Origin of the sequence: Pseudoxanthomonas helianthi (genome assembly GCF_017939625.1) — a bacterium.
GTDB lineage: Bacteria > Pseudomonadota > Gammaproteobacteria > Xanthomonadales > Xanthomonadaceae > Pseudoxanthomonas_A > Pseudoxanthomonas_A helianthi.
On sequence record NZ_JAGKTC010000002.1, the window covers coordinates 824,404 to 839,321 of the forward strand.

16 protein-coding genes and 1 pseudogene are annotated in these 14,918 nt (G+C 68.0%); 4 read left to right on the forward strand and 13 right to left on the reverse strand.

The genetic code is table 11. The features are described from left to right. Positions 1 to 16: 16 nt before the first annotated feature. The 9 genes from J5837_RS11595 to ccmA form a co-directional block, all read right to left on the reverse strand. Positions 17 to 1,027 (reverse strand): tetratricopeptide repeat protein, encoded by a 1,011-nt coding sequence (locus tag J5837_RS11595; RefSeq protein ID WP_210536885.1) that lies wholly within the window; start codon positions 1,025 to 1,027, stop codon positions 17 to 19. Next, entirely contained in the window at positions 1,027 to 1,452 is a 426-nt protein-coding gene (locus tag J5837_RS11600) for a cytochrome c-type biogenesis protein (protein WP_244755934.1), read from the reverse strand. Before J5837_RS11600 ends, J5837_RS11595 begins: the two co-directional genes overlap by 1 nt. Positions 1,453 to 1,607: 155 nt before the next feature. Then, entirely contained in the window at positions 1,608 to 2,198 is a 591-nt protein-coding gene (locus tag J5837_RS11605) for a DsbE family thiol:disulfide interchange protein (protein ID WP_210536887.1), read from the reverse strand. After that, positions 2,195 to 4,138, reverse strand: a complete 1,944-nt coding sequence (locus tag J5837_RS11610) for a heme lyase CcmF/NrfE family subunit (protein ID WP_210536888.1) — start codon at positions 4,136 to 4,138, stop codon at positions 2,195 to 2,197. The genes J5837_RS11605 and J5837_RS11610 overlap by 4 nt, the downstream gene beginning before the upstream one ends. A gap of 126 nt (positions 4,139 to 4,264) precedes the next feature. Continuing rightward, a complete protein-coding gene (ccmE, locus tag J5837_RS11615) occupies positions 4,265 to 4,729 on the reverse strand; it encodes a cytochrome c maturation protein CcmE (protein WP_210536889.1) in 465 nt (154 codons plus the stop codon). Continuing rightward, entirely contained in the window at positions 4,726 to 4,890 is a 165-nt protein-coding gene (gene ccmD, locus J5837_RS11620; protein WP_210536890.1) for a heme exporter protein CcmD, read from the reverse strand. The genes ccmE and ccmD overlap by 4 nt, the downstream gene beginning before the upstream one ends. Then, positions 4,887 to 5,651, reverse strand: a complete 765-nt coding sequence (locus J5837_RS11625; RefSeq protein ID WP_210536891.1) for a heme ABC transporter permease — start codon at positions 5,649 to 5,651, stop codon at positions 4,887 to 4,889. The genes ccmD and J5837_RS11625 overlap by 4 nt, the downstream gene beginning before the upstream one ends. Before the next feature lie 11 nt (positions 5,652 to 5,662). Then, a complete protein-coding gene (gene ccmB / locus J5837_RS11630; protein WP_210536892.1) occupies positions 5,663 to 6,346 on the reverse strand; it encodes a heme exporter protein CcmB in 684 nt (227 codons plus the stop codon). Then, positions 6,343 to 6,984 (reverse strand): heme ABC exporter ATP-binding protein CcmA, encoded by a 642-nt coding sequence (ccmA, locus tag J5837_RS11635; RefSeq protein ID WP_210536893.1) that lies wholly within the window; start codon positions 6,982 to 6,984, stop codon positions 6,343 to 6,345. The genes ccmB and ccmA overlap by 4 nt, the downstream gene beginning before the upstream one ends. Before the next feature lie 113 nt (positions 6,985 to 7,097). Between ccmA and J5837_RS11640 the strand changes: the two genes are divergently transcribed. Both J5837_RS11640 and J5837_RS11645 read left to right on the forward strand, forming a co-directional pair. After that, entirely contained in the window at positions 7,098 to 8,246 is a 1,149-nt protein-coding gene (locus tag J5837_RS11640; RefSeq protein ID WP_210536894.1) for a pyridoxal phosphate-dependent aminotransferase, read from the forward strand. Between the two features lie 143 nt (positions 8,247 to 8,389). After that, a complete protein-coding gene (locus J5837_RS11645) occupies positions 8,390 to 9,187 on the forward strand; it encodes an amidohydrolase (RefSeq protein WP_210536895.1) in 798 nt (265 codons plus the stop codon). 51 nt (positions 9,188 to 9,238) lie between these two features. Here J5837_RS11645 and J5837_RS11650 read toward each other — a convergent pair whose 3' ends face one another. The 4 genes and pseudogenes from J5837_RS11650 to J5837_RS11665 form a co-directional block, all read right to left on the reverse strand. Further along, the gene (locus J5837_RS11650) at positions 9,239 to 10,363 is read right to left on the reverse strand and encodes an NAD(P)/FAD-dependent oxidoreductase (protein ID WP_210536896.1); all 1,125 of its coding nucleotides are present in this window, start codon (positions 10,361 to 10,363) and stop codon (positions 9,239 to 9,241) included. Positions 10,364 to 10,492: 129 nt separating this feature from the next. Further along, the gene (rluB, locus tag J5837_RS11655; protein WP_210536897.1) at positions 10,493 to 12,136 is read right to left on the reverse strand and encodes a 23S rRNA pseudouridine(2605) synthase RluB; all 1,644 of its coding nucleotides are present in this window, start codon (positions 12,134 to 12,136) and stop codon (positions 10,493 to 10,495) included. A gap of 11 nt (positions 12,137 to 12,147) precedes the next feature. Then, positions 12,148 to 12,912: pseudogene (gene scpB, locus J5837_RS11660) on the reverse strand (SMC-Scp complex subunit ScpB); the annotation flags it as partial. A 157-nt stretch (positions 12,913 to 13,069) separates the two neighbouring features. Next, positions 13,070 to 13,978, reverse strand: coding sequence for a segregation and condensation protein A (locus J5837_RS11665; protein ID WP_210536899.1), 909 nt, complete (start codon positions 13,976 to 13,978; stop codon positions 13,070 to 13,072). 325 nt (positions 13,979 to 14,303) lie between these two features. On the opposite strand from J5837_RS11665, the gene J5837_RS11670 reads away from it, so the two are divergent. Both J5837_RS11670 and J5837_RS11675 read left to right on the forward strand, forming a co-directional pair. After that, positions 14,304 to 14,603: a YciI family protein gene (locus J5837_RS11670; protein WP_210536900.1), complete on the forward strand. Its 300-nt coding sequence runs from the start codon at positions 14,304 to 14,306 to the stop codon at positions 14,601 to 14,603. Beyond that, the gene (locus tag J5837_RS11675; RefSeq protein ID WP_210536901.1) at positions 14,600 to 14,890 is read left to right on the forward strand and encodes a BolA family protein; all 291 of its coding nucleotides are present in this window, start codon (positions 14,600 to 14,602) and stop codon (positions 14,888 to 14,890) included. The genes J5837_RS11670 and J5837_RS11675 overlap by 4 nt, the downstream gene beginning before the upstream one ends. The last annotated feature ends 28 nt before the right edge of the window (positions 14,891 to 14,918 follow it).

Here is a 14,918-nt window from a genome sequence, read left to right on the forward strand (position 1 = left end):
CGAGCAGGAACTGCTGCTACGGGCCGCCGATTTCCAGTTCGATTGGCTTGTTCGCCGGAACGGAGACCCGGACCGGCGCCGATTCGACGTCGCCTTCCTGGCGCATCGCATTGCCGCTGGCGGAGATGCGCGCGACCAGTTCGACTTCCTTCAGCGCCGACAGCTTCTGCGTCGGCATCGGACTGTCGGCGTCGTCCAGCGTCACGGTCAGCGGCAATTCGGACAGCGCATGCTTTTCCACCGCGACCGGCATCGGCGGGCCGCCGGGGACGCGCGCGATGACGAACACGCTGGCATCGCCGCGCAGGCGTACGCGCGAGGCGAAATCGGGATCAAGCGCAACTTTCACGGTCAGCGCATTGCCGGCGGCAGGCGTCGCCACTTCGGGCAACGGCGGCAACCCGGCTTCGGCGCGCGCGGCGTCGATCTGCTGGCGCAGACTGGCGGCGGTACCGGCATCGACCTGGGCCAGCAGCGGCTCCCAGGTCTTCGCCGCTTCGGCGGCCTGGCCGCGCTGGCGCTGGGCGATGCCGAGGAACCAGGTCGCGCGCTGGTGCTGCGGCTGCGCCTGCAGCGCGCGCCTGAGCAGGTCGAGCGCTTCATCGTCGAAGCGGCGTTGCGGATCGGCCAGGCTGCGCGACTGCGCCGCATCGACCATCAGGTCGGCGTTGTCCGGCTGTAGCGACAGCGCCTTGGCGAATGCTTCGCGCGAGCCGGCGAAATCGCCCTGCGTGGCCAGCGAACGGCCGAGCAGTTGCCAGCCTTCCGGTTCGTTCGGGTTGCGCTTCAATTCCGCGCGCAGCGCGGCGATGGCCTCGTCCAGGGTTTGCGGCATGGCGGCGGCGGCCGCCGGCTGCGCCAGCACGCCGGCGGGCGTGCCGACGATGCGGTACAGCGCCGATGCGGCCAGGCACAGCAGCAGCACCAGGCCGATCATCAGCCCGCGCGAGCCGCGCCACAGCGGCCATAGCGCGGCGCCGAGCACGACGAGGGTCAACGCGACCGCAATGGCGACGAAAACGGCCATCACCACTCCTGTCCGTCGTCGTCGGGCAGCGCCGTGCCGCCGCGGCGCTTCAGTATGCGCGCCAACACCACGGCGCCAACGAGCAGCAGCAATGCCGGACCGAACCACAGCAACCAGGTGCGGCCTTCGACCTGCGGGCGGTACAGCACGAACTCGCCGTAACGTTCGACCAGGTAGCGCTTGATCTCGGCGTCGCTGCGGCCTTCGTGCATCAGTTCCAGCACTTCGCGGCGCAGGTCGTGGGCGATCTGCGCGTTGGAGTCGGCCAGCGACTGGTTCTGGCATTTGACGCAACGCAGTTCGCTGGTCAGGTCGTGGAAGCGGGTTTCTTCGGCCGCGTCCCGGAATTGCAGCGGGGTGGGGTCGCTGACCTGGGCGAAGGCAAGGGTCGGCAGGGACAGCAGGGCAAGCAATACAAGTTGCAGAAAACCAGTAAAAACGAAATCGTCATTCCCGCGAAGGCGGGAATCCAGGGACTTTCGCTTTTCTGCCTTTCGCAAAAAAGAAAAAGCAAAGACCAAGACACTGGATTCCCGCCTTCGCGGGAATGACGATTGGAGTGGGATGGCGAGGCCGTATTTCATCGGCGATCGAGCTTGTCGAGGAGCGGGATCAATTCGTCCCGGATGATTGCGTCATCCACCGGACCGACATGTTTCCAGCGCACGATGCCCGCGGCATCGACCAGGAAGGTTTCCGGCGCGCCGTAGATGCCCCAGTCCAGCGCTGCGCGACCGTCGACGTCGACGATCACGTCGGTGTACGGATTGCCGTAGCGTTCCAGCCACGCCTTCGCGTCGGTCGGCTCGTCCTTGAGGTTGTAGCCGATGAAGCGCACGCGCTTGGTGTAGGCGAAGCGCGAGATCACCGGGTGCTCGCCCCGGCACTCGGGACACCAACTGCCCCAGACGTTCAACACGAAAGGCTTGCCATGCAGGTCGGCGAGGGCCAGGCGTTGATCGGGCGTATGCAGCAGCGGCAAATCGAAAGCCGGCGCCGGCTTGCCGATCAGCGCCGACGGCAATGCGTCGCGGTCGGCGTCGCCGGAGCGGCGCACGCCGTAGAACAGCAGCCCGACCAGGCCGATGAAGAACAGGCCGATGATGACCGCTGCGAACACGAATGCGCCGTGGCCTTTCTTCTGCGGGGCGGGGGAATTGGAGGTGTTCATGGCTTGCTCGGTTCGGGGGCGCGACGGAAGCGCCGGTCGGTGGCGGCGATGAAGCCGCCCAGGGCCATCAGCAGCGCGCCGATCCAGATCCAGCGCACGAACGGCTTCACGTGCAGGCGCACCGCCCAGGCGTCGCCGCCCAGGGGCTCGCCCAGCGCCACGTACAGGTCGCGCAGCACGCCGCCGCGGATGCCCGCTTCGGTCATCACCTGGCCGCCCGCGGCGTAGGCGCGTTTTTCCGGATGCAAGGTCGTCACGCGGTCGGAGCAGGCGCGGTCGAGCACGACGACAGTGCCGTGGTCGGCCAGGTAGTTCGGACCTTGGCGACGTTCCACACCGTCGAACTGGGCACAGTACGCGCCCAGCGGCACGCTGTCGCCGGGCTTCATCGCGATTTCTCGCTGCACGCTCTGCGCCTCGGTCAGCAACGCGCCGACCAGGAACACCGCGATGCCGAAATGGGCGAAGCACATGCCGAGCATTTCCGCGGTGAACTTTCCGTTTGCCTTCACCCGCGTCCACACGAAGCGTAACGTGCCGAAGCCGACCCACGCGGCGGCGGCAATGCCGACTGCGGTCTTCCACTTGCCTTGCGGCGCCATGAAATACGCAATGCCCGCCAGCACCACGGCGAAGGCCAGCCAGGGCAGCAACATCGCCGTCGGCTTCGAAACCTGTTCCTTCTGCCAGCGGGTCAGCGGTCCGAACGGCAACAACGCGATCAGCGGCGCCATCAGCACGAAGAACAGCAGGCCGAAGTAGGGCGGCCCGACCGAGATCTTGCCCAGGTCCAGCGCGTCGGCCAGCAGCGGGTACAAGGTGCCCAGCAGCACCATCGCGCAGGCCGCGGCCAGCAGCAGGTTGTTGGCCAGCAGCAGGGTCTCGCGGGAACTGGCGGCGAAGCGCGAACGCGCGTCTTCGACGTCATCCCCCAGCGTGGACGCGCGCAGGCCGTACAGCAGCAACGAACCGCCGATGACGATGGCGAGGAACACCAGCACGAACAAGCCGCGTGTCGGGTCTGCCGCGAACGCATGCACGCTGGTCAGCACGCCGGAGCGCACCAGGAAGGTGCCCAGCAGCGACAGCGAGAACGCAGCGATGGCCAGCAGCAGGGTCCAGCCGCGGAAGCTGCCGCGCTTTTCGGTCACCGCCTGCGAATGCAGCAGCGCCGCGCCGACCAGCCAGGGCATGAAGCTGGCGTTCTCGACCGGGTCCCAGAACCACCAGCCGCCCCAGCCCAGTTCGTAGTACGCCCACCAGCTGCCCAGTGCGATGCCGAGGGTCAGAAAGCCCCAGGCCACGTTGGTCCACGGCCGGGTCCAGCGCAACCAGCGCGCATCGACGTTGCCGTCGAGCAGGGCGGCGATGGCGAAGGCGAACGGCACCACGAAACCCACGTAGCCGACGTACAGCATCGGCGGATGGATGATCATGCCGGGGTCCTGCAGCAGCGGGTTGAGGTCGCGGCCTTCGGCGACGGCCGGCAGCAGGCGTTCGAACGGGTTGCTGGTGAAGATCAGGAACGACAGGAAGCCGACGGCCACCACGCCCATCGTGCCCAGCACGCGTGCGATCACCGGGCCGGGCAGCGCGCGCGAGAAACGCGCTACCGCCGCCGTCCACAGCGCCAGCACCAGCGCCCACAACAGCAGCGAGCCTTCGTGCGAACCCCACACCGCCGTGTAGCGGTAGACCATCGGCAGCAGCGAGTTGGAATTGTCCGCGACGTACTTCACCGAGAAATCGCCGGTGACGAAGGCGACGGTCAACGCGACGAACGCGCCGAGTACACACACCAGTTGCGCGTAAGCCGCCGGTCGCGCGATTGCCATCCATGCGACCTTGCCGCGATGTGCGCCGGCCAGCGGGAGCACGGCCTGCAGGCTGGCGACCAGCAGCGCGAGGATCAGGGCAATCTGGCCAAGTTCAGGCAGCATGGCTGAAGCAAATCCCCCTCAATCCCCCTTTTTCAAAGGGGGAGGAAAAGCGAAGGGCCACGACGGCGGTGGTTCTTTCCCCCTTTGCAAAAGGGGGGTAGGGGGGATTTGCGGCAGGCAAAGACATCAATTCCCCGATCCTGCGGTATCTGAAGCCACATCGTGTTTCTTGTGCGCGGCCCCCATCTTGTCCGCCACTTCCTTCGGCATGTAGTTCTCGTCGTGTTTGGCCAGCACCTCGGTGGCGACGAATGTGCCGTCGCGTAGGCTGCCGGTGGCGACCACGGCCTGGTTCTCGCGGAACAGGTCCGGCAGGATTCCGGAATAGACCACCGGTAATTGCGCGTCGCCGTCGGTCACGCGGAAATGCGCTTCCAGCGAACCGGCCGCGCGCTGGAACGAACCTTTTTCGACCATGCCGCCGAGGCGGAAACGGGCGTGTTCGCCGGCCTCGCCGCGCAGCACTTCGGCCGGCGTGTACAGATAGGTGGCGTTGCGTTGCAAGGCCAGCGCGACCAGGGTCGCGGCGATGCCGGCCGCGGCCAGCAGCAACAGCACCCACAGCAGGCGACGGCGGCGAACGGGGTTCATCGGTTCAACTCCATGGGAACGTCGCGCTTGGCGGTACGCGCGGCGCGCTGGCGCGCGGCCCGCAGTTGCCGGCGCAGCTGCAGGCGCGGGGCGACGAAGTCCCACAGCAGCACGATGGCGAACACGACGTAGGAAGCCACGACGTAGGACAGGTAACTCATGATTGCTGCTCCGGTCCGGCGTGTCCCGCGAGTTTCGCCACCCAGTCCTTGCCGGCTTCGCGGCGCAGGTTGTCGGCGCGCGCGCGCGCCAGCAGCGAACCGGCGAACCAGAACTGCACGCCGGCGAACATCACCCAGAACGGCAGCACCATGCTCGGGTCGATCTTCGACTGGCCGAGCAGGCTGATGGTCTGGCCCTGGTGCAGCGAATTCCACCACACCACCGAATATTTGATCACCGGCAACAGCACCACCCCGACGATGGCGAGGAACCCGGCCGCGCGCGCGGCGGCGCGGCGGTCGTCGATGGCGCCGTACAGGCCCATCACGCCCAGGTACAGGAACAGCAGGATCAGCTCGGTGGTCAGGCGCGGATCCCAGTCCCACCACGTGCCCCACATCGGCTTGCCCCAGATCGAGCCGGTGACCAGGGTGATCAGGGTGAACGCCGCGCCGATCGGCGCGCAGGCCATGGCCAGGATCTCGCACAGCTTGATCCGCCAGACCAGGGCGATGGCCGCGTACACGGCCATCAACGCGAACACCGCCAGGCTCATCATCGCCGCCGGCACGTGGATGAAGAAGATGCGGAAGCTGTCGCCCTGCTGGTAGTCGGCCGGCACCACGAACAATCCCTGCCACGCGCCGAAGCCGAACAGCAGCAGCGCTACGAGGTGGCACCACGGAGCCCAGCGCGCGGCGAAACGGTCGAAGTACGGGGGCGATCCGAGTTGGTGGAACCAGCGGACGACGGGATTCATGCGGCGGCTTTCTAATTCAGGGCAATGCGGATCGCCGCCGCGGCGGCCAACGGGGCCAGCACCAGCGCCAGCACCAGGCCGGCGCCGAGCAGCAGCAGCGCGCCGGTCACTTCCAACCCCTGCGCGCTGGCGGCGACGCTGCCGGCGCCGAACACCAGCACCGGCACGTACAGCGGCAGCGCCAGCAAGGCCACAAGGATACCAGAGCGGCGCATGCCGACCGTCAGCGCGGCGACCACCGCGCCGAGCAGGCTGAGCAGCGGCGTGCCCAGCGCCAGCGAGGCCATCAGCACCGGCAATTGCGCGTGCGGCAGGCGCAACAGTTCGGCCAGCAGCGGGGTGGCGACGAGCAACGGCAACGCGGTGGTCAGCCAATGGCTGAAGACCCGCACCGCGACCAGCCAGGCCAGCGACACCGGCGCCAGCAGCCATTGCTCCAGCGAGCCGTCTTCGGCATCGCCGCGGAACAACGTGTCCAGCGCCAGCAATCCGGCCAGCAGCACCGCCAGCCACAGCACGCCGGCGGCGACTTTCGACAGCGTCTGCGGTTCGCTGCCCAGCGCCAGCGCGAACAGCACCACCACCAGCAACGCGAACAGCGCCGGTTGGAAGGCATCACCGCGCCGGCGCCACAACAGGCGCAGGTCGCGGCCGAGCAGGGCGCGGGCGCTGGAGAACAGGGAAGGCGCGCTCATGCCGAGCCTCCCAGTTCCAGCATTCGCGTGCGCACCGGCGGCGCGGCGTAGGCGCCGTGGGTGGTGACCAGCGCCGCGCCGCCATCGCGCAGGTGCGCCGAGATCATCCGGTTGACCAGGTTGATGCCTTCCAGGTCGAGGTTCGCGTAGGGCTCGTCGAGCAGCCACAGCGGCGCCGGCGACAGCCACATCCGCGCCAGCGACAGGCGCTTCTTCTGTCCGGCCGACAGCTGCCGCGCCAGCGCGTCCTCGTAACCGGCCAGGCCGACGATCGCCATCGCCGTGTCGGGCAATTGCCGCGGCCGGCGACCGTGCAGGCCGCACAGGAAGCGCAGGTTCTCCAGCGCGGTCAGGTCGGCCTTCAACGCCGGCAGATGGCCGAGATAGGCCATGGCATGGGCGCGGCCGCCGGCATCGGCGGGCCGGCCGTCGATTTCCAGCGTGCCCGCATCGGCGCGCAACAGCCCGGCCAGCACGCGCAGCAGGGTGGTCTTGCCCACGCCGTTGCCGCCCTGCACCAGCAGCGCCTCGCCGCCGTCGACGGCGAAATCCAGCGGCCCGAACACCGGGTCGTCGTTGCGGGTGAAGGTCAGTCCGCGGACGGCCAGCAGCGGAGCGCGGAGGGGCGAATCGGTCATCGGCCGCATTGTATCGGCAGACCGCCCGCTGGAACGCTGTCTTCCCGCCGCCATGTCGGCCTGTGCCATCGCGTTTGCGTACACTTCGGCCTCCCGCCACGCTGGAAACCCGGATGTCCCCACAGACCAAGCTGCCCAAGGTAGGCACCACCATCTTCACCGTGATGTCGCAACTGGCGGCCGAGCACGGTGCGGTCAACCTGGGCCAGGGCTTCCCCGATTTCGCCGTGCCGCAGCGCCTGGTCGACGAACTCGACGCAGCGATGCGCGCCGGCCACAACCAGTACGCGCCGATGACCGGCGTGCCGGCGCTGCGCCAGGCCATCGCGGAGAAGGCGAAGCGCTGCTACGGCGCGGAGGTGGACGCCGACGCCGAGATCACCGTGACTAGCGGCGCCACCGAGGCGATCTTCAACGCCATCCACGCGGTGGTGCGCCCCGGCGAGGAAGTGATCGTGCTCGACCCGGCCTACGACTGCTACGAGCCGGCGATCGAACTGGCCGGCGCGCGTGCGGTGCACGTGCCGCTGGATCCGCAAAGCTTCGCGCCCGATTGGGCCAAGGTGCTGGCGGCGATCACGCCGAAGACCCGGCTGCTGATGATCAACAGCCCGCACAACCCGTCAGGCGCGATGTTCGGCGAAGACGACATGCGCACGCTGGCCGACCTGCTGCGCGGCACCGAGATCTTCCTGGTTTCCGACGAGGTGTACGAACACATCGTGTTCGACGGTCGCCGCCACGAGTCGGTGTTGCGCTACCCCGAACTGCGCGAACGCGCCTTCGTCGTGTCCAGCTTCGGCAAGACCTACCACTGCACTGGCTGGAAGATCGGCTACGCCATCGCCCCGCCGGCGCTGAGCACGGAATTCCGCAAGGTGCACCAGTACAACGTGTTCTGCACCTTCGCCCCGGCCCAGCACGCCTTCGCCGCGATGATCCGCGCCGAGCCCGAACACTACGACCAGCTCGGCGCGTTCTACCAGGCCAAGCGCGACCGTTTCCGCGCGCAGCTGCTGGAGACGAAGCTGAAACCGCTGCCGGTGCCGGGCGGGTATTTCCAGCTGGTCGACTATTCGGCGGTCAGCGACCTGCCGGACGCCGAATTCGTGAAATGGCTGACCGTGGAGAAGGGCGTCGCCGCGATCCCGCTGTCGCCGTTCTACGAAAACCCGCCGGCCGGCCAGCGCCTGGCGCGGCTGTGCTTCGCCAAGAACGAAGCGACGCTGGATGCGGCGATCGAGCGGTTGAAGAAATTGTAGTTTCCGCAGTTTTTAGCCGTCATTCCAGCGCAAGCTGGAATCCATTTTGATCTTGCCTTTCCGTGACTCGTGGAGAATGCGACAGCAAAATGGATCCCGGCTTTTGCCGGGGTGACGGCAGTGGGTTTCATCGGAGTCGGACCATGCAAGACCTTCGCGTTTCCATCATCCAAGGCGAAACCCGCTGGCACGACCCGGCCGGCAATCGCGCTTATTACGGCGACCTGATCGCGCCTCTGGCCGGCGCCACCGACCTGGTGGTGCTGCCGGAAACCTTCACCAGCGGCTTCAGCAACGATGCCATCGGCCAAGCCGAGGGCATGGACGGACCGACGGTGGCGTGGGTGCGCGAGCAGGCGAAGGCGCTGGACGCCGTGGTCACCGGCAGCGTGCAGTTGCGCGTCGGCGAAGGCGTGTTCAACCGCCTGCTGTGGGCCACGCCGGATGGCGAACTCAAGCACTACGACAAGCGCCACCTGTTCCGCTACGCGGGCGAGCATAAGCGCTACGCCGCCGGCAAGGACCGGTTGGTCGTCGAGTTGAAAGGCTGGCGGGTCAACCCGCTGGTCTGCTACGACCTGCGTTTCCCGGTGTTCGCGCGCAACCGCTACAACGTCGAACGCAAGGACCAGCTCGACTTCGACCTGCAGATCTACGTGGCCAACTGGCCGTCGGCGCGCGCCTATCCGTGGAAGACCCTGCTGCGGGCCCGCGCCATCGAGAACCTGTGCTACGTGGTCGGCGTCAACCGCGTCGGTACCGACGGCAACAACCTGCATTATTCCGGCGACAGCGCGGTGATCGATTTCCTCGGCCATCCGGTCAGCGAGTGCACCGACCAGGAAGTCGTCGTCACCACCACGCTGCAGGCCGCCGAGCTGGCGGCGCATCGCGAACGCTTCCCGGCGATGCTGGATGCGGACGCGTTCTCCATCGACTGATGCGTCGCAGGTCGGGTAGTCCCCGACCCGTGGTGGAACTGGTCGGGGACGTTACCCCGACCTACGGAATCCCGGCCAGGTTCGCCGCCGGTGGAAATAGACCTGTTCCGCCGCCCAGCGCAGCGGCGCCGAATGCAGGAGCAGGTCGAACGGCCAGTCGGCCTGGAAACGGTCGTAGGCCCAGCGCAAGGCGCGTTTGGCGCGGAAGCGCGGCGCGGCCTGTTCCGCGATGGATTCCGGTGCGGGTCCGTCGCCGCGGACATGCAAGGCGATCGCTTCACCGACGGTCCAGCCATGCTGCCAGGCCGAATGGATGCCGCCCGCGGTGACCGGCGACACGATGCCCGCGGCATCGCCGGTGAGGATTGCGCCTGGCGCGCTCATCGCCGCGACCGGGCCGCCGCATGGGATCAGTCCGGCCCGTGTTGCGGTCGGCGTGAGGCGGGCCGGCAGGCCCACGAGTTCGCCGATTCGCTGCCGGAAGCCGTCGATGTCGGGGCGCCGCGGTTTCGCATCCCGGTGCCGCAGCGCGAGGCCCAACTGCACGCCGGTCGGGTTCTGCGCCACCCAGCCGATGTAACCGGGGGCGTAACGCCGGCTGATGAAGCAGTGCAGGGCATCGGGCTCTGGCAGTCGCAGGCCGGCGAATTCGTGTTCGATGCCGTAGAGGAAATCGGCGACACGTCCGAGGCCGATGCATTCGGCCACGCGCGACTTCGCACCGTCGGCCCCGACCAGGCAACGCGTACTGCCGAGGCTGTCGACCTGCCAGCCGTCGCCGATGCGCGAAGCCCGGGTGAAGGACTGGTGCAGCCGGAGTTCGACGCCATGTGCGCGCAGTTCTTCGGCGAGCCAGCGCATCAGGTTCGGCGTGTCGGTGGTCAGGAAGTAATAGCCGGGCGCGGCGAGCGACAGGCTGCGCAGGTTCGGCGCATACAGGCGCACGCGTTCGACACGCTGCACCAGCGAGGGCGGAACGCGATTGAGCCAGGTCCGCTCCGCGGCTTCCTTGACCAGGATGCCGGTGGTATGGAGCTTTACGCCGGGATCGCGCTTTCGTTCGAGCACGCAGACGCGCAATCCGTAATGCACCGCGGCCAGCGCGCATGCCGCGCCGGCGAAGCTGGCGCCGGCCACCACCAGGTCCCAGTCCCATCCATTCGAACGTTCCGCCATCGACACCTTCCATCGCCAGGCATGCGGGGCAGGGTGGCCGACCCCTGCGTGGCGGGCATGAGGCGTAGGTGAAGTCGAAAACACGAAGGGCGCCCGCAGGCGCCCTTGTGTCGAAAGCGAGGCCGATCGTCAGCCGCCGCTGTGCCGGCCACCGCCGGGACGTCCACCGCCGCGCGGGCCGCCGGGACGCGGTCCATGGCCAGGGCGCGGACCATTGCCATGCGGACGGTTGCCGCCGCCGGGACGGCCGCCCTGCGGACGATTGCCGCGCGGCTGCTGGCCGTACGGCGAATAGCCGGGGGTAGCGTGGTCGGACGGGAAGCTCGGCGCGTTGCCGGGGTGGCCATAGGGCTTGGCGGCACGCTGCGGCTTGCCGGCTCCCTGGCCGCCTCCGGCGCCACGCGGACCGCGATTGGCGTTGAAACCGCCCGGGCCACGCTCGGCACCGAATCCGCCTTCGTTGCCGAAACGGTTGCCACCGCCGCCACCGGCTTCGTTGAAGCGCGAACCGCCGCGACGGCCCTGTGCGTTGCCGCCGGCCGGCTTGCCACCGGGCCTGCCGCCGAACGGCTTCTTCGGTCCGGCGTTGCGATGGCCGGCCGGGCCGGTGTCGACGCCTTCGGGCACGTACCAAGTGCGGAACGCGGCCGGGTTGCCATCCGGCAACGGCTTCGGGCCCTTCATCTTGCGCTGCTTGAACGGCTTCTGCGATTGCTTCGCGGCCGCTTCGCCACTGACGGTCAGGCCGCCATGCGGCTTGCGGTTGCCGCGGCGATCTTCGCGCACGTGGTCGAAACGACGCAGTTCGCGGCCTTCGTCGGCGGTGTTGTGGCCGTTGACGTAGGCGTTGCCGTTGCGGCCGCCACCGACATGCACGGCGGTCTTGCTCGCCTTGCGCTGGCCGATCACCGGCTGCAGGGTCAGCGCCGCCGGCGTGCCGTCTTCCAGGCCCAGCTTCTTGCGCAGCGCTTCGACCTGCACGTCGGGCAGTTCCTGCGACTGGCCGCGCAGCAGCGGCTGTGGCAGGGTCACGTCGCCGTAGCGCACGCGCTTCAGCCGGCTGACCTGGCAGCCCTGCGACTCCCACAGGCGGCGCACTTCGCGGTTGCGGCCTTCGCTGACCACGACGCGGAACCAGTCGTGCGAATCGGTGCCGCCGATGCGTTCGATCTCGTCGAACTTGGCGGGGCCGTCGTCCAGCGCGACGCCGCGGGCGAGGCGGTCGACGATGTTGTCCGGCACGCTGTCCTGGCCCTCGGGCGCGCGCACGCGGACGACGTACTCGCGTTCGACTTCGAACGATGGATGCATCATCGCGTTGGCCAGTTCGCCGTCGGTGGTCAGCAGCAGCAGGCCGGTGGTGTTGATGTCGAGGCGGCCGATGGCGATCCAGCGCGCGCCCTTCAGCACGGGCAGCGAATCGAAGATGGTCGGGCGGCCTTCGGGGTCTTCGCGGGTAGTGACTTCGCCTTCGGGCTTGTTGTAGATCAGCACGCGCGAAGGTTCGGTCAGCGCGCTGGCGACGAAGGTCTTGCCGTCGAGTTCGATCTTGTCGCCGGCCTTGACCGACATGCCGGTCTGCGCGGTTTCGCCGTTGACCTTGACCAGGCCGTCGGCGATGCGCTGTTCCAGCGCGCGGCGCGAGCCGAGGCCGGCCTGGGCCAGCACCTTGTGCAGGCGTTCTTCCAGCTTGCCGGCGTCGGCGCCGGTGGCGGTCGTGTCGCGCTTCAGCGACAGCTTGGATTTGTTGTTGGGGGTGGGGGCGTTGCTCATGCGTTCTGCTCCGACGAGACCTTGGCGGCGTCGTCATCTTCGTTTTCGTCGTGGGTTTCGTCCGCGGCATCGGCGATGCTTTCAACGGACGTTTCGTGGTCCTGCGCGTCGGCAGGGGTTTCGGGGAAGGTTTCGGAATCGTTCTGCACCGCCGGCTCTTCCGGCAGCCCGTCTTCGGCCGACTCGTCCTGCGCCACCGCCGCCGTCGCCATCGGGGCGGCGTCGAACGGCAGCTGCGGTTCCAGTTCGCCGATGTCCTTCAGTTCGGACAGCGGCGGCAGTTCGTCGAGGCGCTTCAGGCCGAAGTAGTCGAGGAAGGCCTTGGTGGTGCCGAACAGGGCCGGACGGCCGGGCACGTCGCGGTGGCCGACCACGCGGATCCACTCGCGTTCTTCCAGCGCCTGGATGGTGTTGCTGCTGACCGCGACGCCGCGCACCTGTTCGATCTCGCCGCGGGTGATCGGCTGGCGGTAGGCGATCAGCGCCAGCGTTTCCAGGGTGGCGCGGGTGTACTTGGTCTTGCGCTCGGTCCACAGCCGCGCGACCCATTCGTGCACGTCCGCCTGCACCTGGTAGCGGAAGCCGGAGGCGACTTCGACCAGTTCGACGCCGCGGTCGGCGCAGGCCTCGCGCAGTTGTTCCAGCGCCAGTTCGACGCTGCCGGCGGGCGCGGGCTGTTCCTCGGGGAACAGGCCGTGCAGCTGGGCCAGGGTCAGCGGCTGCGGGGAAGCCAGCAGCGCGGCTTCGACGATGCGGGTGATGAGGGTTTGGTCCATCAGGGTTTCAATGTCGTGGTTCGTATTGTTCGGGTTATCGCGATATTTCAGCCGTCATTCCCGCGGAGGCGGGAATCGCTCTTGCCCTTGTCCACGCTCGACAGCAAAAGCAACGGCAAAGAGCGATTCCCGCCTTCGCGGGAATGACGAGCGAAAACTAGGCGCTGGCGTCGTTTGCGGCATCCGTGTCGTCGAACTCGCTTGAGAACGCCAGCGGCTCGTTGGTGTTGTTCAGGGCCAGCGACTTCAGGTAGATCGGCGCCAGCGGCGCTTCCTGCACGAAGTCCAGCAACTGCTCCTTGGCCAGTTCCAGCATGGCCAGGAAGGTGACCAGCACGCCCTGGCGGCCTTCTTCCACGGTAAACAGCGATTCGAAGCGGTGGAACTTGCCGTCGTCCAGCCGGCCGAGCAGGTCGCCCATGCGCTGGCGCACGCTGAGCGCGTCGCGCTTGATCGCGTGCTGGGTGTACAGCTCGGCGCGCTTGAGCACGTCGTGCAGGGCCAGCAGCATCTCGCGCAGGTCGACCGGCGGGGGCAGGCGCACGGCGGCACGGTCGGGGACGAAGGCCGCGACCGTGGTGGTGTCGCGTTCCTGCCGGGGCAGGGCGTCCAGGTCCTCGGCGGCTTGCTTGAAGCGTTCGTATTCCTGCAGGCGGCGCACCAGCTCGGCGCGCGGGTCGCCTTCGTCCTCCGGCGCGCCCTCGGGCCGCGGCAGCAGCATCCGCGACTTGATCTCGGCCAGGATCGCGGCCATCACCAGGTACTCGGCCGCCAGTTCGAAGCGCAGCTCCTGCATCACGTTGATGTAGTCGACGTACTGGCGGGTGATCTCGGCGACCGGGATGTCGAGGATCTCCAGGTTCTGCCGGCGGATCAGGTACAGCAGCAGGTCCAGCGGGCCCTCGAACGCGTCGAGGATGACTTCCAGCGCGTCCGGCGGGATGTACAGGTCCTGCGGCATCTGCAACAGGGGCTGGCCATGCACCAGCGCCAGCGGCATCTCGTGCTGCTGCGGCGCGTTCGATTGGGTTGGCGGATTCGCGTCTGGCGCGAGTTCGGAAGTCATCGGGTCGAAAGCCGTGTTGCAGACCTAATTGCAGATACGGGGCCGGACGCCGGGCGGCATCGGGCGAAGCTGCGCCATGCCGGCGCATTCCACACAATCAAAACAAGCAACGCACGCCACGGGCCGTGGCGCGGACAACGCAAGGTAATCGTCGGGCTCCGGGCGGGAAAGGGCAGCGAATCGCTCGTCGGGGGCGGCCTGCGCGGGCCGGCGGGGCGACGGGCCGCTGCTTCCGGCCGTGCTGGAGCCAAGATTAAGGGCTGGCGGGGCCGGTGTCCAGCGGGCCGCGGCTTACAATTCAGGCTTCGAAACCGTGGAGCAGGGCATGTGGTACGCGATTGAAGGCTATGACGTGGACGGGACGCTGCCGAAGCGGCTGGAAGCACGGGCGGCCCATCTGGCGCGGCTGACCGCGTTGCGCGACGAGGGGCGGTTGCTGATCGCGGGTCCATGCCCGGCCATCGACGCGGAAGATCCGGGCCCGGCTGGCTTCAGCGGCAGCATCGTCATCGCCGAATTCGAGTCGCTGGAGGCCGCGCAGGCCTGGGCGAAGGCCGATCCGTACGTGGACGCCGGCGTCTACGGCCGGGTCGAGGTGCGTCCGTTCCGCAAGGTCCTGCCGTGAGCGAAGCGGCGGCCGCTGGCGATCGCGTGGCACGCATCCGCGCCGCGTTGCAGGCGGCGTTCCAGCCGCAGGCGCTGGAAGTGGTGGACGACAGCCACAAGCATGCCGGCCATGCCGGTGCGCGCGATGGGCGGGGGCATTTTGCGGTGAAGATCGTCAGTCCCGCGTTCGCCGGCATGGCGCCGTTGGCGCGCCATCGGGCAGTGTACGCAACGTTGGGCGAGATGATGCAGACCGATATCCACGCGTTGCAGATCGTGGCGAAGACGCCGGAAGAAGTCGGTTGAGATCTACAGCCAAAAATTCGGTGTAGCC